Annotated in this window: 9 protein-coding genes; 8 read left to right on the top strand and 1 reads right to left on the bottom strand. The window is 56.8% G+C overall.

What is annotated here, in order from left to right; genetic code table 11:
- The first annotated feature begins 69 nt into the window (after positions 1-69).
- The 8 genes from L6R21_13020 to L6R21_12985 all read left to right on the top strand — a co-directional run bounded on the left by L6R21_13020 (position 70) and on the right by L6R21_12985 (position 21062).
- Positions 70-789: a hypothetical protein gene (locus tag L6R21_13020; GenBank protein MCK6560110.1), complete on the top strand. Its 720-nt coding sequence runs from the start codon at positions 70-72 to the stop codon at positions 787-789.
- Between the two features lie 336 nt (positions 790-1125).
- Entirely contained in the window at positions 1126-2574 is a 1449-nt protein-coding gene (locus L6R21_13015) for a serine protease (protein ID MCK6560109.1), read from the top strand.
- 163 nt (positions 2575-2737) lie between these two features.
- Positions 2738-7354, top strand: coding sequence for a T9SS type A sorting domain-containing protein (locus tag L6R21_13010; GenBank protein MCK6560108.1), 4617 nt, complete (start codon positions 2738-2740; stop codon positions 7352-7354).
- Positions 7355-7375: 21 nt separating this feature from the next.
- The gene (locus L6R21_13005; GenBank protein MCK6560107.1) at positions 7376-8266 is read left to right on the top strand and encodes a hypothetical protein; all 891 of its coding nucleotides are present in this window, start codon (positions 7376-7378) and stop codon (positions 8264-8266) included.
- A gap of 127 nt (positions 8267-8393) precedes the next feature.
- Complete coding sequence (locus L6R21_13000) at positions 8394-12491, top strand: T9SS type A sorting domain-containing protein (protein MCK6560106.1); 4098 nt, start codon at positions 8394-8396, stop codon at positions 12489-12491.
- A 30-nt stretch (positions 12492-12521) separates the two neighbouring features.
- The gene (locus L6R21_12995; GenBank protein MCK6560105.1) at positions 12522-15746 is read left to right on the top strand and encodes an alpha/beta fold hydrolase; all 3225 of its coding nucleotides are present in this window, start codon (positions 12522-12524) and stop codon (positions 15744-15746) included.
- A 153-nt stretch (positions 15747-15899) separates the two neighbouring features.
- Positions 15900-16823, top strand: coding sequence for a glycoside hydrolase family 19 protein (locus L6R21_12990; GenBank protein ID MCK6560104.1), 924 nt, complete (start codon positions 15900-15902; stop codon positions 16821-16823).
- A gap of 3 nt (positions 16824-16826) precedes the next feature.
- Entirely contained in the window at positions 16827-21062 is a 4236-nt protein-coding gene (locus tag L6R21_12985) for an AAA family ATPase (GenBank protein MCK6560103.1), read from the top strand.
- Between the two features lie 111 nt (positions 21063-21173).
- Here L6R21_12985 and L6R21_12980 read toward each other — a convergent pair whose 3' ends face one another.
- Positions 21174-22682, bottom strand: a complete 1509-nt coding sequence (locus L6R21_12980) for a serine protease (GenBank protein MCK6560102.1) — start codon at positions 22680-22682, stop codon at positions 21174-21176.
- Positions 22683-22878 lie beyond the last annotated feature (196 nt).

Below are 22878 nucleotides of genomic sequence, written 5' to 3'. Positions count from 1 at the left end.
AAGTGTGTGAGAAGTCTGTGTCAGAAATTTTCTGCAACGAACTGGCTTATTGACAAACGGAGGTAAACCATGAAACCATTTTCGCCTGTCGCAGCCACAAGAATCTTTAGCCTGGTGATCTTGTGCGCTGTATTGTTTGGCAACGCCGAAGCCCAAATCCAACGCGAGCATCTCTACAAGCTGCGCGATGGCAACCGTTTCGAAGGCATCAAGACCAAAAAATGGAAACCGGTATCGGGAACAGTGGCGCTGACGTCTCTGGTGCTCAGCGAGGGGCAGAATGCGCCGGCGAGCGCTGCGGGAGGAAACGTCTCCGTGCACTTTTTTTCGACCGCAACCAGCGACATCAAGCTTTCCATTTTCAATCTTGAAAAAGAGTACTTTATGGAGCCGAGAAATCCTTCCTTCAGCAAGGATTGGAACGTCTTTTCCTGGCCCGCGAAAATCCTGACTGAAATCAACTTGCCGCTTGACCAGCTCGACGGCATCGCCTCGGCGCGCAAAGGCACGCAGGACATTTACTTTCCGATTTGCTTTCACAAACCCGATGCCGCCAGCAAGAAGCTGGTTGCCAAAGCCAAGCTGGTTCCCGACAAAAATATGACAGTGACGGTGTCGCTCTTTTCCGCTGATCCTGGCAAGCCGGACAAGGTCTGGGAGGATCAGAAACTTGTTTCCGACGTGCCGTTTGCAGTGGAACTGCCCCTTGCCGCGAATGTGAAGACGCTGCTTTTGAAAGTGAAAGAGCACGGCGGCCGGGAGTTTAGCTATAATATTCATCTGTTCTAAAGCGTGAAATTAGCAGAATGCGCTTCAAAAAATTTAGCCAACTGATAGAAGCAACCCAACCGATGCAAATCTCTTTATCAGTTGGGTTGTCTCGATCCGCTGGAAAATCTGCTGGGTCGAAACTGGCTTCATCTACTTGCTTCTTGCTGGATTCCCACGTTTACTAGTGGGCTGTTATCTCTATCTCTCTTTCGATTTGTCATTCAGGCGAATCTTGTGAAGTCCTTGGCTGCCTTACCTGGAGCTTCACAATATCCCTGCCGGATGACAGGGCGAAGATGGATACATTTTTCAAGATTGCGGCCCATCAGCCAACTCGACATGAGGAGAACGATCATGCCCAAAAAATTCATTCTACTCGCGATCTTTTGTCTTTTAACACAACTGCCTGCGGCCTTCGCACAAGAAAAAACTGCCGCGGAAATTTTGCCAAAAGTAAAAGACAGCTTCGCGCTGTTGAGCGACGGACAGAATTCCTCCTACGGACTCTACGTCGCCGGTGCGCGCAGCAAGCAGTTCGTTTACATGCTCGCTCTCAATCAGCTTGCGGTCGGACTCGAAGTCAAGGTTCGATTCACCGCGCTGGACGGCAAAACCAAGGAATTCGACGCCGAACGACTACAATCGGACGACAATCTGGGCGTCGCGCTTTACCGTATTAAAACTTCAACGAAAGATTTGATCCCGATCACCAAGCATCCTGATCTGCGCAAGGCGCAAAACACGCCACTGTGGACATTGGGGGAGGCGCAATCGTTTCAGGATTTGCAGCGCGCCAGCTTTGTTGCGTTTCAAGATGATGACAAAGCCTTTACCGTCTCCGGCCTTGCGGTCGAGACTTTTGCAGGCATGCCGGTTTTCGACGGTGAGGGCAAAGTGCTCGGCATGATTGCGCGCCCAAACGCCGACGGCACGCATCACGCGATTGCCATTGCCGAGCTGCTGCAATTCGCGGCGCGCACGTTTGCCGCGGAGAAATTGGATCTTTTTCCCACCTGGAACGAAGTCTACCCTTCGCAATACGCCATTGAAAAAGTTCGCGCCAGCTCCGCAACGCTCGAAACCTCGAAGCCGGGTACTGGTTTTTTTGTTGCCCGTGACAAACAAAACGTTGGCTATTTCCTGACCGCCAATCATGTGGTGGAAGGCGCTACGGAGTTCAGCCTCGAGATTGCCGGCTATGAAGAAAGCGGCATCATCGGCAAAACCATGCCGGGCAGCGAGGAGGCAGCGCTGGATTTGGCCATCGTCATGGTTGAAGAGAATTGCCCGCCGGTTAAGCCGGTGTTCTTTTGGAGCACCAAAGATTTTCAAAAATTCAAAAAAGGATTTGTGGATTCGACCGAAGCCATTGCGAATGTCGGCCGCGCGCAGCAGGTCGGCGACTATTTTCAATCCAAAACCGGATACATCCGCGGCGAGAATTTAGAAGGGCAGTTCGTTCAAACCGACCTCTCGCTGGAAAGCGGCGACAGTGGCGGCCCGTTGTTCAACAAGAACGGTGAAATTGTAGGCATCAATCTCAAAACCGAGTTGCAAGAAGGAAATTTTTCCACCGCCAACAATGTCGAGACGATTCTGAAATATCTCGATGAGAAGCTGGGCAAAATCGAATTCAAGGAAAAATGGCAGTTTCTCGAAGTGCCTTCGTATTGGTCGAAAAACAAAAGTTGGCTGTTGCCGGCGGGCGCTACCACGCTCACGGCAGCCGGCGCTGTCTTGTACAATGCTCTAAAACCGCCGGAGGCGCTCGCCGAGGTGCCGGGGTTGCCCAGCGGACAGTGAGGCGAGGCGGGATCCTTGCGAACCATAAACAAAAAGATCGCCAGTGGATTGATACGACCCAACTGATAAAACCGCTTTTACATCCGCTGGGTTATTTCTATCTGCTGGGACACTTTTTTGGCTTATGCTCCATTTGCAATGGACTAATACGGAGTGAATCGAAATGAAGACGAAATCTCATGCTTTTTCTTTGAGAATTTTTCTGACTTTGCTGTTCGGTTGGTTCTTGCAACCCGCGTTAGGACAAGTTACCACTGCGCCCGGCGTGTGGCAAACCAATGGCCCGCAGTTCAATGCCGAGGTTACTGGAATAATGGCCGACTTACAAACCAACCTTTTATTGCATCTTGGCACGCGCGGGCCGGGCGCAAACATTGCCACGGGTTTGTTCCGTTCGACGGACGGCGGAGTTTCCTGGGTATTGGCCGATGAGCAACAGCTCAATGACGTCAATGTCATGACGTTGTTCGAAGTAAATGATATTCTTTTTGTCTCTGTGGTCAATTTCGACCATTCTGATGACTCCGGACTCTATTATTCCTGGGATAAAGGTGAAAGCTGGCACCGCGCCGAAGGCGGCATGGCCGATAAAACCGCGCTGGCAATCGCGAGCAACGGTGAGGCGCTCTTTGCCGGCGGTTTGAAGCTTGCGTTCAATGAAGATATTATTGAAGACGCGTTTGGCCTGTTTACCAGCACGGACGACGGCAGAAGCTGGCAAGCTATCCCCGCAATGGAAGGCAGAATTGTAACCAGCCTGGCTGTTTCTGCTTCGAAAATTTATGCCGGCACCGGCGGCACGCTGCCAAATCGCGGCGCTTTCCTGGCCAATGAGCCGCAAGAGCATGGCGTTTTCATCAGCGAAGATGGCGGGGAAAATTGGACGTACTCTTTACCGGGCAACCGAATCGAATCAATGCTTTTTTATCGTGACACGATTATTGCCGGAACGCAAGCGAACGGTCTGTTTTATACCTCTGATCAAAATATCGCATGGACCAACGCCGTCAGAACCGATGGTGTGCCGTTGAATCTGGGGAGTGTCCGAAACCTCACGACGATTTTCCCTGATTCCCTTTTGGCGTTGTCGCTGCAGGACGGTGATCAACGAGATGAAGTATATACTTCAATCAACGGTGAGGCGTGGAATCGTTTGAATCAAACAGAATCCCCCATTACCAAACTCATTTCGGATTTGCATCCTGACACGCCATATTTGTTTGTCGGCACGGAAAGCGACGGCGTTATACGAGTTGTGGACATCGACAAAACCGACGGTCTGAACAATGCCGCGTGGGTGCCGGCGGAGCCACCGATCGCCGGAACACATATCACGGCATTTGCCGCGAATGCCGGTGGTGAAGATACGTACGCTGGTACGCTCGTCAACGGCCTGTTCCGCGCCCCCACCGGCGCACCGGTTTGGTTTCCCACGTCGCCTCAGCCAACTCACATCGCCACCGGAGGAGTAAATGTTTCAAATGAGAGAATGTTGCTCGCTTATGGCGCCGGCGCCGGCGTCTACCGCAGTCTAGATGGCGGGCAATCCTGGACGCCTGCCGTCACGCCATTTACAGCGCCAATCTCGAGTTTGATTTATCACTTCGACCAAGATTGGTTCTTACTTGGCTCAGAGTATCCCGACAGTCAGGACCGTGCCATAGGCATATGGCGCAGCCGCGATGGTTTGCAGTGGGAACAAACTGGGGTTGATAGTGTGCTGGTTTATCAACTGCTCGAGTCTCAAGATGAAGAAACCATCTATGCCGCAACCGATAAGGGCATCTATAGAACCAAGGGCGGCAATAGCGGTGGCGATTGGGAGAGGATTTTGGAAATCAATTCCGGTGAGGTGTTGGTAATGATGGAGGTCGAGAATGACGGATTTTGGGCCGGCGCGCGATTCGGCGCCGCAGGGCTTTACTTCAGCGCTGATGGGAATACTTGGAATCTTGTCGAAGGCGAGCTGGCCAGAAAAACCGTCACGGCGCTGGCATACTTTGATGAGAACGTTTACGTCGGCACGGATGGAGAAGGCATTTACTTCAGCGCGGACGGATTGACTAACTGGCAAAAAGCAAACGTTCCGTTTCGTGATGAACAAGGTTCACGCATCTCGCAGTTTCAAGTTATTGGCAATGATGACTTGCTGCTCGCAGGCTCCGGCGGCCTGCCTGGAATCACTTCGGACGATCAGGGCCTGTTCTATTCCGCCGACGGCGCCGATTGGTTTGCAGTCGATGAAGAGAGCATTGATCATGTTCGTATGGACGATAAAGATATTTGGAAGATCATCGCGCTCGACAGCGTGGCTTACGTTGCGACCGACGGCCATGGCGTTTTCCGAAGTGAGAAGTTCGATCTTTCACAATGGTTCCCCTTGAATACCGGCCTGACGGATTTGAACACGAGAAACATCATACACATGCCGGGGACGAAACAACTCGTTCTTTCAACCTTCGAGGGCGTGTTCACGCAAAAACTCGACGTCATCAATCCGAAGCTGGAATATTTCGATGTCGGTGGCGGCAAACGCTTCGAGAATCCCGATTATACCAATTCACGCGATGTCCGTTTTTTTATATTCGCTTTTGACCCACTCGCAGATGGCTCTGACCGGGCTCCCGATTTCATGCGCGTTTCCGAGACTCCGGATTTCAGCGACACGACTTGGATTGCGTACAATGATAATATCGATTTCACGGAGCCGAACTTCACCATCAAATCTGGAGGCGAAGGCGTTAAAACCATTTATGCCCAAGTGCGCGATCATTCGTGGAATCTGTCGGAAGTTCTCTCCTGGGACATCACTCTCGATCAGACCAAACCGCAGTTTGACTCGCATACGCCGCCCTCAGGCGCGAAGGTGGGGCAGCCGGTAACCGTATCATTCTCCGTAACCGAACCGAATATCGAAAGCATCACATTTCGGTTGCGCCGGCCGGGCCAGCAGTGGGATCCGAGACGATCATTCACTTTTTTTGAAGACACTGATGGCGCCTCCGATATCGAGGTTCCCGGTGAATTCATCAGCAATAGTGGTTTCGATTATCGCATTATCGTGGCCGACCGCGCCGGCAATGTCGATTCGCTGCGCAGCAATGCGCTTGACTTTGTTTCGTTGCCGGTCAATCTCAATGAGGGCGAGCTGGGAAATTCTAACAGCTTGCCTGCCGGCACTGGCGCTGGTTCCTACCGTATGGTGTCTGCGCCAATGAATTTGCAGAATTCACCGCCAGCCAAAGTTCTTTTTAAAGATCTCGGGGATTATGGCCGCCGTGGCAAATGGCGTTTTTATGCCTATCAAGGCAACGGCCAATGGCAGGAAGGCGAGAGCATTCCACTGCAAACCGGCGCGGGTTACTTCATGATTCGTCGCGACGGCGGTCCGCTGACCAACAAGATGGCCGGCGATACCGCGCCGACGTCGGACGGCGTCACCGGTAAAATTCGGGGCTGGCAATTGCGCGCCAACGATTGGACGCTGATCGGCAATCCCTACAACACGCGCTTGACGCTGGGCCAGTTGATGTTTAGAAGTGATAGCACGCGCTTGAATGATGAAGCGGTTGCCGGACAGATTTGGCTTTACGACGGCAATTGGAAAAATCCCCAGACGGCCCCAGATCTGGCGCTCGAAGCTTGGAGTGGACTGTTCGTGCGCGCGGCGCAAGCGGATACGATCATCTTTTCGAATGCTAATGATCCCTTTAAGCCCGTGGGAAAGGTTTCTGTGCCACCAGGTGATTTGATTGAGCCCGTATTGTCTGCAAGCGTGCATCTGCTTTCTTCTGAAAAGAAGGCTACTGATGAAATCATGAAAATGCAATTGCCCGATCTCTTTGCCGTGAATCAGGATGATAAAGTCCGCACGCAGAAGCAGAAATCCCATAGAAAAGAAAATGCGCGCATGCAGTTCAGCAAGCCTGCAAATGCTCTTGCTGAGAATCGTGTGACGCAAAATTCCTCGACCAACAGTTCCCTCGGAGAGACTATTGCGATTGCAAAGCCCACCGACTTTTTAGCTACGCTCGGCGAAAATGAATGGCTGGTGCAAATCATTGCGACGAGCCGGGAAGCTTCAGATGAAGTCAATTATTTTGGTGTGAGAAAAGAAGCAAAGGAGGCTCTGGATAAACACGATTGGTTCAAGCCGCCTTTCCTACTCGCAGGCGTGAACCTCACATTTCCGCATGCGGATTGGGACACGCCGGTTGAATTGGCGGCGGATGTTCGCCCGGTTGCCGGCGAAGGCCATCGCTGGGAAATCGCGGTCAAAGGCGAACCGACGCATGCCGTGCAGCTCAACTTTGCGAATTTGGAAAGCGTTCCGGAGAATCAGCATATTTTGCTGCTCGATGAAACGTCGAAAATCATTTACGATCTGCGCCAAGAATCCGCGCTTGCCGTTCGCATTCCCGACGCGGGAGTGAAAAATCTCGTCATCCTTGCCGGCAGCGATTTCTTCATCAACAAACACACCGAAGGCATGCTCGGCGTGCCTACGAGTTTCGCGTTGCATCAAAACTATCCCAATCCCTTCAATCCCAGCACCACGATTCGCTATCAACTGCCGGTGGCGGGAAGGGTGACGCTGAAGGTTTTCGATATGATGGGACGGCAGGTTCTGGTTTTGGAAGAAAACAAATCTCGCGAACCGGGATATTATGAACTGGTGACGGACATGAAAAGCCTGGGTTCGGGCGTGTATTTTTATCGCCTCGACATTACCGGCGAACAAAAGTTTCAGGCGACGAAAAAGATGTTGTATATCAAGTGAATTTGAACCTCTGCAATCACGATGAAAACTGTCATCCCTGTCAAGTTGTTTCTTGCCGCTGCGACGCTGCTGGCGATTTCAAGTGTGAGCGGCATGGCGCAAACCTCGGGCTTTTGGGAAACCCACGGCCCGAGGGCCGCATTGTCGGTTCGCATCAATGGCTTTGCCCGCCTGCAAGCCTGGGCCAGTGACACCATCTTTGCCGCCTCCAGTGAAGGCGTGCTGTTCAGCCAAGACGCCGGACTGACTTGGCAAAAATTGCCGAGACCCGGAAATCGCATTGCATTGCTGTTCAACGTGGAAGACACGCTCTATGTGCTGCGCGACGGCTCGCCTTACAAAAGCATCGACGCCGGCGCTACCTGGTCTTCCCTCAGTTTTGCCGGATTAGGCGCGGTCAAAGACAATCTGTTTGCGTATGCCAACGGCACGCTGTTGGTCGTAACGCAACAGAACAGCATTTACTTCAGCAGGAATGGCGGGCGAAATTGGCAGCAGGCGATTCTGCCGGGTATTGGCGTTGTGATCAATTCGTTCATGGCGGGAGACTCGCTGGTTTTTGTCGGCACGGAGGCTCCTGGCTTACTCATGAGTTCCGACAGTGGCGGCCCGTTGTTCAACAAGAACGGCGAAGTCGTGGGCATCAATCTCAAAACCGAGTTGCAAGCGGGCAGTTTTTCCACCGCCAACAATGTCGAGACGATTCTGAAATATCTCGATGAAAAGCTGGGCAAAATCGAATTCAAGGAAAAATGGCAGTTTCTCGAAGTGCCTTCCTATTGGTCGAAAAACAAAAGTTGGCTGTTGCCGGCGGGCGCCACGGCACTGACAGCAACCGGCGCGATTCTCTACAACGCCCTGAAACCGCCGCCGGCCCTGGCGGAGGTGCCGGCGTTGCCGAGCGGGCAGTAAAACGACCGAAAGGATTGCGGCGGAAAAATCTGCCGCGCGAATCCGCAGGCCGCTGCCGGCGGCTTGGAGTGGTTGAACCGGACAGGTAACAATCGTCAAACGGGTGGCGCTGAACCAGGAGAAGTTCATGCAAAAGAGCATTCGGTGTACAGCCGGTTTTGTCTTCATAATTCTGCTCGCCGCCGGCAGGCCGGCCGCTGCACAATTCGAAAACCGTGACGACGCCTGGCGAACCACGGGACCGGGCGACAGCAAAGTGCCCGTCGGCTCGTTCTGGGCTGATCCGAAAAAACCGTCATTCGTCTTTGCCGAATCCAATGGCGCGCTCTATCGCAGCAGTGACGCCGGACTTGCATGGGCGCCCGTCGCCACGCCGCTGCAGGCAAAGGTTCGTCCGTTGCTGGCGGCCCAGGGCCGCCTCTTTATCGCGGTGGACCGTAATGGAATTTTTCGCAGCGAGGTGGCAGGCGGAATTGCCTGGCAGCAGGTGCTGGCCGAGACTACGGTCAGGTGCCTCCTCGAACTCAACGAGAGCTTGTATGCGGGCACCGACAGTGCCGGAGTTTTCTACAGCCGCGATGGCGGCGACCACTGGACGCAAGCCGCTGCGCCCATGCAGGACAAGTCCGTCGATCAAATCGTTGCGTTGGGTAACACCTTCTACGCGTTGACCAAATTCGGCTTGGGTCTATTCAAGAGCACGGACGCGGGGATGAACTGGACAGCCGTGAAGTTGCCGACTAATGGCGAATTGCTGGCTGCTGCGAATGGCATGCTTTTTATCGGAAATCATGGGCGCGATATGGACACCAGGGGAATCTGGCGAAGCACTGACGGCGGCGAGACCTGGACACAAGTCTACGGCCCGGGACTCAATACCAATGTGTTCCGAGGATTGGTGGCAGCAGGCAACAAGCTTTTCGCCTGGGCATCCTTGCCTGAAGTGGATGACAGAGCCACATTCCTGGTCAGCGACGATGGCGGACAGACTTGGAAGGAAGGCGCATTAACCTTCGTGACCAGTATCACTGCGGTCAATGGCATCGTGATCGCCGCCACTGCGCGCAGCGGCATCTTCCTGAGCTATGATCAGGGCGCAACCTGGATTTCCGCCAGCCCGCCTTTGGATGCCGTCTCCGAAAAAGGCATCTCCGCTTTGCGTGCCGTTGGCAGAACGCTGTACGCCAGTGTGCTCGACAAAATTCCGCGCGACGTTGGCCCCGCCTTTTGGGCGCCGGGCGGCGTTTACATTAGCACCGACAACGGCAGGAATTGGGCGCCTGCTTATGCCGGGCTGGCAGAGAGAAACAAGATATTCGACGCGGAAATCGATCTGAAATACGTCTTGGCTCTGGCGACAACGACCGTGGGGGCTGCAAAGCTGCAGCTTTTCCGCAGCGCGGACTTGGGCGAGAGTTGGGCTGATATCAGTCAGAGTATCAGCCCTTTCATCGATCTGCGCGACGCCGGGCAGGCCGTCAAGCTGTACGCCACTGCCGGATCGGTCATACTCAGCTCACTGTTCGGCAAGGCCCTGATCTACAGCACGGATTCCGGCGTCACCTGGCAGCGTCCCCAATCTGGCGGCGGATATTTGTTCTCGCTGATTCAGGTTGCGGGCGATCTGTATGGCGGAACAACGAACGCCGTCATCCGCAGCAGCGATGGCGGAGAGAATTGGACAACTTTGCCTCTCAATGAAACCGTGTTGAGCCTGCTGTTTCAGCAGGGCGCGCTGTACGCCGGCACCCTGGAGAAAGGCCTTTTCTTCAGCACCGATGGCGGCGCCAGTTGGACGCCCGCCCATCAACCTCTCAACGCGAGCAGTGTTTATCATCTCATCGCTACCGCCAACACCATCGTGGCCGGCACGGCGAGTGGCGTCTTCTTGAGTGCCGATGGCGGCCGCAATTGGGTGCGCGCCAATGCGCCCATGGCGGAGCAATCGGTCACGGCTTTCACTCTCACGGAGAATCGGCTGTATGCCGGCACCAGTTCGAGTGGCGTGTTGTTCAGTGATGACGGCGGCGTCAATTGGACGCCGGCCCGCGCGCCGCTGCATGACAAGAACGTGCGCGTGTTGACCGCGCTTGCCGGGCGCATCTACGCCGGCACAAACCAGGGCGTCTATTGGACGTTTACCGCGGACGGACAAAATTGGTCTGCCCTGCAAGCCGGCTTGGGCAAGCTCAATGTCAATGATCTCGGCTATCTGCCGGTGTCGAATCGCTTCTTTGCCGCGACTGACAATGGGGTCTATCTGCAAACACTGGACACCACACCGCCGGTTGCCAATTTTTTCTATCTCGCCGGCGGCGCCGCCTTTACTCCCCGCGATACCGTCGACCTTTTGTTCTCAGCGGACGCGGCTGATTCCATGATCTATTCGGAGAATGCCAATTTCAGCGGGACAAGCTGGGTGAAATACACTGCGGTTGGCGTGCTCGGGCTCTCGCCGGGCGACGGCTTGAAAACCGTTTATGCCAAGTTCAAAGACCTCTCAGCCAATGAATCTGCCGTGCGCACGGCCACGATTGTTTTGGATCGCAGCAATCCCGATTTTTCGCCCTTTCCGCACACCGCCCCGCCCAACGCCACGCCCGGCCGTGGCGTCAGCATCATGCAGCAGGTTGCGGAAGACAATCTCGCCGGATTCGATCTATTTTTCCGGCGCGTTGGTGAAACGTGGGATCGCAATGCGCGCAAGATCGCGTTCGTGAACAGCACAGCCGTGATCGACAGCGAGCGCGTGAACAGCCGGGGCCTTGACTATCAAATCATCGCCACCGACAAGGCCGGGCGGAGTGCAACATTGTCCAACGGTGCCGTTGACTTTTTCTCTCTGCCGGTCAATATCGCTGCCGGCGCGCTGGGCAACTCCCGCAGCCTGCCGAGCGGCACTGGCGGCGCAGCGTATCGCATCGTTTCGATTCCGCTGGATTTGCCCAATTCGCCTAAAGCAAAAGATGTTTTCAGAGATTTGGGCAATTACGGCCGCCGCGGCAACTGGCGTTTCTATGCGTATTCGGGAAACAATCAATGGCAGGAGGACGAGAACATTCAAATGCAAACCGGCGCGGGTTATTTCATGATTCGCCGCGACGGTGGCAGCTTGACGAATGCTGTTTCCAGCACAACGGCAAAAACGACGGATGGCGTGCTGGGTAACATTTCTGGCTGGCAATTGCGCGGCGGTGACTGGACGCTGATCGGCAATCCCTACAACACGCGCATTGAGTTGAATCAATTGAAGTTGAAACGCAAAGGAACGTTGTTGAGCAATCACGGCACAGAGGTGCAGGTGTGGAGCTATGACGGCCAGTGGCGAAATCCGACTATCGAGCCTGAACTTGCATTGGAACCCTGGGGCGGTTTGTTCATTCGCGCGAGTGAAGCCGACACGATTGTTTTTGCCAATGACAAAGAACCTTTCGCGCGCAATGCTGCAAAAGCCGGCAGTGCAGAGACCCAACTCAGCGATGGCGAATGGTCGATTCAAATCACAGCAGCCAGCGGCGAATTCAGCGATGCCGTCAACTATTTCGGCGTGAGAAAAGAAGCAAAAGATGATCTGGATGACTACGATTGGCACGAGCCGCCTTTTCTGCCCGATGGCATCGGACTCAGCTTCCCGCATCCGGAGTGGAATTCTCCCGCCGAGTTGACTGCTGATTTCCGCGCGCTGGATAGCGAGGGCCAGCGCTGGGAAATCGCGGTTAAAGGCGAACCGGCGCATGCGGTGCAGCTCCGCTTTGCGAATGTGGCAGCCGTGCCCAAGGAATTGCGCGTTCTGCTGGTTGATGAAGTCACCAAAATCGTTCACGATTTGAGGACGGAGACGGCACTGGCGGTTCGTCTTTTTGATGCTTATCCTTCCAGGCGCCTGACCATTCTGGTTGGCAATGAGTTCTATATCAGGCAAAACACGGCGGGCCTGCCGGCAGTGCCCACGACCTTTGCGCTGGAGCAAAATTATCCCAATCCCTTTAATCCCAGCACCACGATTCGTTATCAATTGCCGGTGACCGGCCGTGTGACTTTGAAGATTTTTGACATGATGGGACGCGAGGTTTTGGTTTTGGAAGAAGACAAATCCCGCGAGCCCGGCTATTACGAGATCGTGGCGGATATGAGAGCATTGACCTCCGGGGTCTATTTCTATCGTCTCAGCGTCACCGGCGGGCACGAATTTCGAGCGACGCGCAAAATGTTGTATGTGAAGTAACGGTCATTCATTCCAAATCGGAGAAAAAAGATGGCTGCAAAAATCTACGCCCTGCTCGTCGGCATCAATGACTATGCGCCGGAGGTTGGCAGGCTCGCGGGCTGCCTCAATGATGTTGATCACTTCAAAGACTTTCTGACCGGCACCTTCGACAAAGCGCGGCTTGCGATCGAAGTACTGAAAGACAGCGATGCCACGCGCGGCAATCTCATCAAGCAATTTCGCAGCCATCTCGGCAAAGCTAGAGAGGGTGACGTGGCGGTGCTGCAATACTGTGGACATGGCGCGCGCTGGAAATCCGCGGCCGCGTTCAAAGAGTTCTTTTCCGTCGGCAAAGATGAAGGCCTGGTGTGTTATGACAGCCGCCGGCCCGGAGGATTTGATCTGGCCGACAAGGAACTGGCGGTGTTGCTGGCCGAACTGGCAAAGAACAATCCCCACGTGGCCGTCATTTTGGATTGCTGCCATTCCGGCTCGGGCACGCGCACAGTTGACGCTTTTCGCGGCTTGAAACCACGTGTCACCCATGAAGTTTCTGCGGAGCGGCCCTTGGACAGTTACGTGGAGGGTTACTACGCCAGGCTGCAGCAAAAGAAACAGCCGCTCTCCATTCCAGCCAGCCGGCACATCCTGCTGGCGGCCTGCGAACGCACGCAACAAGCGCAGGAGACGCCGGATTGCAGCGGGGTGTTTACCGACACCCTGCTGGAGGTGTTGAGCAAGTGCGGCGGCGACATCACCTATGCCGATCTGTTCGTGCGCTGCCGCGCGGCGGTGCGCACACGCGCCGACAACCAGAATCCGCAGTTCGAGGCCTATGAGAATTTCAATGCCTGGAGCGGATTTCTCGGCCGGGCTGCTTCGCAGGCAGCGCGGCGTTACAGCGTCTACTGCGAGGGCAACAGTTGGAAGATCGACGCGGGCGCGCTGCATGGTTTGCCCACCGAACCTGAGAAAAGCGTGGCGCTGGCATTGTACCGGGAAGACGAGCCCTCGCGCGTTGCCGGCAGCGCTGCGACCGTCATGGTCGGGCCGCAAAAGAGCGAATTGCGCCTGGGCATCGCCGGCGATCCGGCGGCGCGCTATCAAGCGGAAATCACCACGCTGCCGGTGCCGCCGCTGCCGATTTATTGCGCCCAAGATGAGAAGCACAGAGAGCTGCTGCAAAACGCGCTGGCGCAGGACGGCTCGGTCAACGCGACGCTCACCGAGATCGCTGAAGGAACGCAATACGCGCTTGCGGTCGAGAACGGCAAGCTTGTGCTCCGGCAGCGTGAAATGGATCTCCTCATTCAGGGAGTGGAGCTGAATCCTCAGCGCCCGGAAGAATCCCTGCGGACCATGCTGGCCATTCTTAAACACGTGGTTCGCTGGGAGCGAAGCTGGGCGCTGCAAAATCACGGCACCAAGATGGACACCGCGCTGGTTGATTTTGTCTTCTCCGAGAAACTGCCGGAGGGCGAGCACGACTATCCTGCCGGTGAAATCACGCTGGACTACGTCAAGTCCGGCGGCGAATGGCAAAAAATCCCGGGCAAGTTCAAAGTGCGCAACCGCACCCAACAAACCCTGCACATGGTTTTTGCGCATTTCTCCAACGCCTACGGCATTCAGGTTTTCAGCAACGAGCCGGTGCCGCCGGGCGAGGAGTATACCACGCTGCAAGTGGGCGGTGATCCGGCGGTGGAGTTTTGGGTGGAGGAGCCGGCCAATCACGCCAGCGAAAATTTCAAGCTGATTGTCAGCACCGAGAAAGTGGATGATTTCTTGTTGACGCAGGAGGCGCTGGAGTTGGGCAAGGTTTTGTCTGCCACGCGCGGCTTCAGTCCCGCCAAGACGGTCAAGAAATATGAGAATGATTGGTTCACCAAGAGCCTGCGCATCAAGATCGTCCGCCAGCAGGATCAAATCGGCAGCCGCGCGGCCCAGCTCGCCAGTGGGCAGGTGGTCGTCAAGGCGCATGCCTCGTTCAAAGCCAATCTCAGCCTGAACGCGGTGCGGACGGCAACGCGCGGAGTGGGCGAGGTCGTTGATTTCTACAAAGCCTTCGAGCGCCAGGGCATGGCGATGCTCAATTTTGCCGGCACCCGCGGGGATAACGAAAGTGTTCTGGAATTGACCGACATTCAAAACGCCGAGGCCTTGCGGGAAAACCCCCTGGAAGTCGAGTTGCATGTGCCGTTGCAGGAGAATGAAGGCATTCTGCCGTTGGTGTTCGACGGCCAGCACGTCCTGCTCGGCGGCGATCCGGTCAAAGACGAGCAGGGCAACACGCACATCAGCATTGACCACATTCCCGAGGTGCCGGACAACCGTCGCAGCGTGGGCAAGGCCTTGAAGCTGTATTTCTTCAAAACCTACCTCAAGCAGAACGTCAATCAACTGTGCTGGGTGGAGTACAAAGCGGATGGCACCATCGCGCGGCACAAAAGCATGCTGGCCGAAAAAGTGAATGCCGCGCGGAACCTCGTGGTGCTGATTCACGGCATCATCGGCGACACCGAGAACCTCGCCACGGGTTTGCATCTGGCCGGCCTCGATCAGCAGTTCGATTTGGTGCTGACCTTCGATTATGAGAATCTCAATACGCCGATCGCGGAGACGGCGCTGGATCTCAAGAAAAGGCTGGAAGCCGCCGGACTGGGCGCGCATGACGACAAAAAGCTCACCCTTGTGGCGCACTCAATGGGCGGCTTGGTGTCGCGCTGGTTCATCGAGCGTGAAGGCGGCAACACCATGGTCGATCATCTCGTGATGTGCGGCACGCCCAATCAAGGCTCGCCTTTCGGCAAGATCGATACCGCGCGCAAGCTTCTCAACGTGCTCACCGGCGTGGCGATGAATTATGTTCCTGCGCTGATTCCGTTCAACGGCGCCATTCTGTTCGCGCTCAATCGCTCGAAGAAGATCACGCCCACGCTGGAGCAGATGCATCCTGCTTCGGAATTCATCACCACGCTTAACAGCAGCGGCGATCCCGGCGTGCGCTACACCATTCTCGCCGGCGATATCGCAACCTACCAGGAGCCGTCGGATCAATTCTTTGCCAAAATGCTGGCCAAGGCCGGCAAGGGCTTGGTGATGGACGCTTTGTTCGGCAACAGCGCGCATGATATTGCGGTTGGCGTCGAGAGTATTCTCGGCATCGACGGCGGCCGCAATCCCTTGCCCAAGCGGGTTAACGTGGCCTGCCATCATTTGAATTACTTCATTTCCGCGGCCGGGCAGCAGGCGCTGCAGGCGGTGGCGTGGTGATGCCGGCCATGATTGCTGCCCACCCTTGTGAACGTGGGCAGCCGTCGCGGTTTTCGGTTCGGTGCTCAAGATGCGAAACCATCATGATGCTGGGATTATCAAACCATAACCAAAGGAACCATTATGGTCACCGATGATTCATTGAAACAAATCATGCCCAAACTGCCGGAGGCCAAGCGCGCGTCCTTTCTGCCCGCGCTGCAAACGGCGCTGAATGAGTTTGCCGTAAACACGCCCAAGCGCGAGGCCGCGTTCCTGGCGCAGATTGCCCACGAGTCCGGCGAGTTGACCATCTTTGCCGAGAATTTGAATTATTCCGCCAAGGGCCTGATGGCAACCTGGCCCAAGCGCTTCCCCGACCTGGCAACGGCGCAGAAATATGAGCGCAATCCCGAGAAGCTGGCGAACTACGTTTATGCCAACCGCATCGGCAACGGCGACGAGGCCAGCGGCGACGGGTGGCGCTTTCGCGGCCGCGGCCCGATTCAAATCACCGGGCGTGAGAATTATCAGAAATACGGCAGCCGGCTCAACGTCGATCTTATCAATCATCCCGACCAAGCCGCGACCCCGGAGGTGGGGTTTCGCATTGCCGGTTTGTACTGGCGGGAAAACGGCCTGAACGAACTGGCCGATGGCGAAATGTTCGAAACGATCACCAAGCGCATCAATGGCGGCTTGAAGGGCCTCGAAGATCGGGTGAAATACTTCGCGCGCGCCAAGCAAGTGCTGGGCGTGCCGGCCACCCGCGGCCTGCGCCTGCCGGAATCCGAGCTTGACCTCGAGCTGCCGCCCGAATTCACGCGCGGACGGGAAGCACTGGAGGAAGAAGCACCGGTCGAGCGGGAACGCACGCCTCGACCGCGCGGAGCGGCACTTGCCCCCGCGGTGATGGTGAAGAAGAGCACTGCCAGGAGAAAAGCCGGTCCGCAGAAAGCTGCCAAGAAGAAAGTCGTACAGAAGAAGGCTGGAAAAAAGAAAGCCGCCAAGAAGAAAGCCGTCAAGAAGGCGGGCAGCAAGACCCGGGGATCGGCAAAAGCAGCGAGCAAGCGCAAATCTGTAACAGGCCGCAAATAGTCGATGGCAGCGCTACGATCCGACAAACCCGCAATCTTCCTCGCTTTTGCGCAGGATCGCGTCGAGGGTGGTGCGTATCTGCGCAATCTTCCTCTCGAGCTGGACGGCATCCGCAAGGCCATGCAAAAGGCGCGACAGGCCGGGCTGTGTGAAGTGGTGGAGCGCTCCAACACCACGGTCGAAAACATCCTCGACGTGTTTCAAGAGTATCAGGATCGCATCGCCATTTTTCACTACGGTGGCCATGCCGACAGCTATGAGCTTCTGCTCGAGTCGCTGACCGGCGAACACGCCATTGCGCACAGCGAGGGCCTGGTCTCTTTTCTCGCGCGGCAGAAGGGCTTGCAGTTGGTCTTTTTGAACGGCTGTTGTTCGCAGCAACAGGCGCATGATCTGATCGCAGCCGGATTGCCCGCGGTGATCGGCACCTCGCAGAAGATTGACGATGCTGTGGCCACCAATCTTTCCGGGCGATTTTACCGCGGCCTGGCCGCCGGTCTCACGATCGATCGCGCCTGGGCGGAAGCAGTGGATCAAGTCAAAGTCGAGAAAGGCACGGCCAATCTCCGCGCGCTGCATTGGAAGGGTCAGGCCGAAGTCAGTGATCGTTTTCCATGGGAGATCTACTTTCGCCCGGGCGCGGAGATCGTCAAGGAGTGGAACCTGCCGGCAGCCGCCCATCAGCCGCTGTTTGGCTTGCCGCTGCCGGAAGGTTATTATCGCCGGCTGCCGGCGGCACCGTATGTTTGGGTAAAAGATTTCGAGAAGGAGGACGCGGCGATCTTCTTTGGGCGTGGCGAGGAGATTCGCAGGCTGCATACCCAAATCACCGCCGGCAGTCAACCGATTCTTCTCTTCTCCGGCAAAGCCGGCGTGGGCAAATCCTCTTTGCTGCAGGCCGGGCTGGGGCCGCGCCTCGAAAATGACTACACGATAAAGTACGTCCGTTGCCGTTCCTCTCAAAACTTGGCGGACACCCTAACGCAAGCGCTGGAGGCAGTTGGCAGCGAGTGCGGGTTACCGCCCGTGCAATCCAGCGGGCGGGAGGAGCTTCGCCTCCAACTGGCTGAATTGCAGCAGGCTCTGGCCGCCAGCACGGGATTCGCCCGGCAGGTGTTGGAAAATGAGCGGCAAAAACTCACGGCGCGGAGCGCTGAAACAGTGGCATTTGCGGATCTGTGGCATCGCATCGAAGAGAAGAATGAACGGCCGTTGCTGCTCGTGCTCGATGCGCTCGAGAAAAACGTGGACGGTCGCGAGCACAACGAAGCCGCACTGGCGGAACACCTGCGCGTCTCTTTGCAGCTCGTGCAACCGGTTTTCGCGCCAACCCAGGCGCAGCCGCGCGGGAAACTCATTCTGAGTTGCCGCGAGGAGATTTCTCTTCCCGTACGCGAAGCCTTGCAAGCGCTGGCGCTGCCCTTTGCCGAAGTGTTTCTGCGCCCGCTATCGCGGGAAGGAATCGTTGAGGCCGTGGAGGGCGTGACGCATCATCCGGCCACGCAAAGTCAATTTCGTCTGGCAATTGAAAAGAACAATAACGGCAACTTGCCGGACCTCATCGCCGACGATCTGCTGGAAAGCGAGGACTCGCCGCTGGCGCCGATGCTGCAAATCGTGCTGACGGAGTTGTGGCAAGCCGCCGTCAACGAGAACGCGCAAGCGCCGCGCCTGACGCTACGGCAGTATCTGGAACTCAAGCAGAGCGGCGGCCTGGTTGGCGCGTTTTTCAAGCAACAGCTCGAACAGCTCAGCAACTGGGAGCCAGGCGTCGTGGAGTCCGGTTTGGTGTTGGACTTGCTTCATCAGCACCTCACGCCCACCGGCAGTGCACAGAGTCTGCGGGTTGCGCAACTGCAGAAGATCTATCATGGCCGTCAGGAGGTGATTGGCCGGCTTCTCGGCAAATGCCGCGATCTCTACCTGCTCACCGAGGTTTCGTTGCATGGCACCAGTTTGGCGCATGCCCTGCTTGCGCCGGTGGTGATCAAGGAATACAGCAACTCGGTCAAACCGGGCCAGCAGGCCGCGCGCATCTTGCACAGCAGGATCGAGGAGTTTCGTGCCAGGCAAAAAGACATCTGGCTGAATGACACCGACCTGGAGATGGTGGAGCAGGGCCGGGCGGGCATGCGGCAGTTGGATGCTGATGAGGAACGTTTGTTGCAGATCAGCCGCGCGCGCAAGGCGCAACGGGAAAGAGAACGCAAGCGCAATCGCGTCCTCCGCAATGGGCTTGCCGTGTGCATTTTGCTGTTTGCCCTGCTCGCCGGCTGGCAGTGGCGGGTCTCGGAACGAAACTACCAACGCGCCCAGGCCAATCAACTGGCTTTCAGCGCCCGGGATTTGTTCCGAGCGGACAACACCAGGGCATTGCGCCTAGCCGCAGCGGCCTACGCGATTCTGGGAACGCAATCTCCGGCATTGGTGGCGCGCACATTGAGCGAAATCTTTCACTCGCAAGACCGGCAACCGTTCTATGCCGCACGTTTCACCCATGCCGAGCACGTCAATACCGCGGTGTTCTCTCCGGACGGCACGCAAGTTCTCACGGCCGCGGAGGACGGATTCGCCAAGCTGTGGGATCAGCGCGGGAATCTGAGACAGAGCTTCGATCACGAAGGCTATGAAGTCAAAGCCGCGGCTTTTTCGCCGAATGGCAGACAGATTTTGACGCTGGCGAATGCCGTGGTCAGTTTGTGGGAGCTGGAGGGCAAGCTCGTCGATCGCGATTCTTTGCTCTCCGGCCAGCCGGCTGATCTGTCGAATTTCTCGACTGACGGCACGCGCATTTTGAGATCGTTTGCCGGCAGCGAAGATGAAGACTTTCGCGCGCTCCTGCAACGCCTGCAGCAGGAGGAGCAGATTTACCGGGTAATCCCGGCCGCCAATCGCCAACGTGTGGTGACGATTTCGTCGGAGGGAAGGGCCAGATTGTTGGATGGCGAAGGAAAGGTGTTGCGCAATCTTGACAGCAGTGTGGTGGCGGCCGCCCTGGCACCCGACGGCAAGCGCCTGTTGACGATCACGGTCGATAGTCTCAGCACCATCCGGTTTTGGGATGAGCAGGGCAATTTCCTCAGTGCGTTCACCTACAACGGCGAAGTCAATCAGGCAGTGTTCTCGCCGGACGGCAGGCAGATGCTCACGGCGGCCAATGATCACACCGCCAAGCTGTGGGATCTCTCGCAGCGATTCGTGCATCGGCTGACCCAACACGGTCTGGGCGTCACGGCCGCGAGCTTCTCACCGGACGGCAGGCGCATCGTCACGGCTTCGTATGACGGCGTGGCGCGACTGTGGGATGAGCACGGCCTGCTGCTCGACAGTCTGGCGCATGAGGGGGTGGTGAACGCAGCGGCCTTTTCGCCGGATGGAAAACGCATTCTCACTGCTTGCCGGGATGGCAGAGCGCGGTTGTGGTTGTTCGAAGAGGGGCGCGTGGTGAGCCTGCCGCATCGGGGCGCGGTGGAAACCGCCGTTTTTTCGCCCGACAATGGCAGCCGGATTTTGACTGCCGCGCGCGACAGCACGGCGAGATTGTGGACGCCAGACGGCACTTTGCTCACGACGTTTTCTCCTCACGGCGAGGTCCTGAACGCCATGTTTGCGCCGGATGGCCGCTATATTCTCACCGTTGCGTCCGACAGTGCCGCCACCTTGTGGTCCGCGCATGGCGGCGCGGTCAGGGTTTTCAAACACGAGGATGAAGTTTTGGCTGCGGTTTTTTCGCCGGAGGGCAAGTGGCTGCTGACCGGTTGCGCCGACAGCACCGCCAGGCTGTGGCGCACCGACGGTTCGGCTGCTGCAAAGGTGCTCCGGCAGCGGGAAAAGGTGCGGGTGGTCGCGTTTGCACCCGATGGGCGTCTACTGGCAACGGCCGGCAGCAGCGTCAAGCTGTGGGATGAGCAAGCGAACCTGCAGGCCAGTTTTGCGCACAAGTATGCGGTCACGTCATTGGTGTTCTCTTCCGACGGCAGGCAGGTGCTCACGGCCTCGGTTGATGCCAGCGCCCGGTTGTGGAATTTGCAGGGTGAAGTGCTGGCGCACTATGGCAAACATGCGCTCAAAGTCAATGTTGCGGCCTTCTCGCCGGAGGAAAGCAGGATCATCACCGCGGCGGATGACGGCACCGCCCTCATCTGGTGGACGCCGCCGGCCATTTTCAACTGGCTGAAAACGGCACCAGTTTGCCAATTGACGCGGCAGGACGAGGAGCTTTATGGCATCGTACGGTGATACGGTTGGCGGCGGGATCTGCGTGCGTTGGAAAATAGAAATCCCGCCGGGAACAGCGGTGTTCATCGCGGCGGGAAGTGTGAGACCGCAGGCAGTGCAGCAGGTTGCGGATCAATAATAGGCAAAATCAGTCAGAATGGCGCAGGCTTCCATCAGGTAGAGGAATATGCGCTCTTCCTTGTCATCGTTCACCGCCGCCCAGTCGTTCACTTTCACCACAACGCCGAGAAAATCGGTGTCATCAATGGTGAGCGAAGCCAGGAATTCGGCGGTGTAATCGCCGTTATCATCGCGGGCGACACGCTCCATCAGTTTGCTGTAGTAAGGTTCATCCGCGTCATCGAGGAAATCGTCGATATCGTCTGGTTCGTCCGGCTCGGCCTGCCAGTCTTCGCGGTCGCTGAGAACGTAATTCTCGAACCAGGCCAGCGCGGCGCGGCTTTCTTCCAGGGAATTGTTGTTGCGCGCAAAGATGATCATCGTGATGCCGGCCACCGGACTGGAGGCCTCGATCAGCGTGTGGCCCTCGCTTTTTTCGATGCTCAGGTCGCTTTCAGCCGGCAGGGCAATGGTGGCGCCGGTGTTGTCCTCCTGATAGACCTCGATGAGGTGTGCAAACAAATCATCCAGCGTGGCACGCTCGTCCTCGGCGAAAGGTTCTTCATTCTGTTGCACCAAATCGCGCAGATAGACCTGCTCCTCCTCAAACAGAGTGTCGTAGATATCCCTGCAGCTCGCGCGATATTCGAGCGCAAAGGCGAGCGGGTTGCCGTTGTCATCGACGACGTGAAACGGGCTGCTGTCGGCGAGTTCGCGGAGCGCCGGGTCATTCTCCAGATGGGGATTGTCGGCACGCAGGCCGCTGTAGAGCCGGTCGGAGGTGCAGGGGCTGGCCGGTGCAGCCGTCGCGCCCTGACTCACCAACTTGGTGAAGTTGCCGGCCGCGGGAATCGCCCAAATGAAGCCTTTGCCGTTGACCGGCGGGCCGCCGTCGACCATGCCAACGAGATGGCCTTGATAAGTCAGCGGTGAGCCGGAATGGGCTTTCTTGATGTTCTTTTCTTCGAATTTGAAGACGCTGGTTTTCAAGGTGGGATAATTGCTGCCGCCATTCGAACACAGTGCCGCCGCCAGTGCCGCCGGCTGTTGCGCGAGACGATTGTCCAATCGCTCGAGCGCGATGACACGGTCGAGTTTGGTTTCTTTCTTATCCATGCGGGAAGTTTTGTCGGGCGCTTCCCAGAAGTTGAGCGGCGTGTCGAGCGGTGCGTCGCCCGGATAGATCTGCAAAATGGGAATGTTGGGCGGCGGGGAAGCCTGCAAGCGCAGCAGTGCCAAATCTGCCGGTGCGTAGGTCTTCTCGATGGTTGCGGGGAGTTTTTGATTCTTCCAAACCACGGTGATGGGCGACCGGCCGGCGACCACGTGCAGCGCGGTGACGATGTTGCCCGGCTTGCCGTAGGCCACGCCATAGCCCGAGACCTTGCCGGCGTGCACCAGCACCACTGACTCCTGCTGGGCTGCGAGCGGCGGCGGCAGCAAGAGCGCGCAAGCAAAGACGGCTCCGGACAACCTCGCAAAGCAGCGGCTGACACCGGAAAATTGGGGGCGCATAAGCATCACTTCTCCAGATGACGGGTGAAAAACTGATCTGCCCACCGGCGGGAGTTGTCGCAGGAAGGAAAAGCAGGCGCGATCGGCAAATTCGAAGAGGAAGGGCAGGCGGGAATCGCGCCCGTTCTTTCACGCTGTCGGCGTGGGCCGGCGAGTCGGCCGGTGCGGCCTGGCAGTGCGTGGAATGCAAATCCCGCAATAT

The organism is bacterium, from assembly GCA_023150945.1.
GTDB lineage: Bacteria > Zhuqueibacterota > Zhuqueibacteria > Zhuqueibacterales > Zhuqueibacteraceae > Coneutiohabitans.
This window is presented reverse-complemented; position numbering and strand designations above follow the sequence as displayed.

Excerpts from the sequence above, each read along its gene's own strand:
- L6R21_13020 (MCK6560110.1), top strand. The coding sequence starts at position 70 with ATGAAACCATTTTCGCCTGTCGCAGCCACAAGAATCTTTAGCCTGGTG.
- L6R21_13015 (MCK6560109.1), top strand. The coding sequence starts at position 1,126 with ATGCCCAAAAAATTCATTCTACTCGCGATCTTTTGTCTTTTAACACAA.
- L6R21_13010 (MCK6560108.1), top strand. The coding sequence starts at position 2,738 with ATGAAGACGAAATCTCATGCTTTTTCTTTGAGAATTTTTCTGACTTTG.
- L6R21_13005 (MCK6560107.1), top strand. The coding sequence starts at position 7,376 with ATGAAAACTGTCATCCCTGTCAAGTTGTTTCTTGCCGCTGCGACGCTG.
- L6R21_13000 (MCK6560106.1), top strand. The coding sequence starts at position 8,394 with ATGCAAAAGAGCATTCGGTGTACAGCCGGTTTTGTCTTCATAATTCTG.
- L6R21_12995 (MCK6560105.1), top strand. The coding sequence starts at position 12,522 with ATGGCTGCAAAAATCTACGCCCTGCTCGTCGGCATCAATGACTATGCG.
- L6R21_12990 (MCK6560104.1), top strand. The coding sequence starts at position 15,900 with ATGCCCAAACTGCCGGAGGCCAAGCGCGCGTCCTTTCTGCCCGCGCTG.
- L6R21_12985 (MCK6560103.1), top strand. The coding sequence starts at position 16,827 with ATGGCAGCGCTACGATCCGACAAACCCGCAATCTTCCTCGCTTTTGCG.
- L6R21_12980 (MCK6560102.1), bottom strand. The coding sequence starts at position 22,682 with ATGCTTATGCGCCCCCAATTTTCCGGTGTCAGCCGCTGCTTTGCGAGG.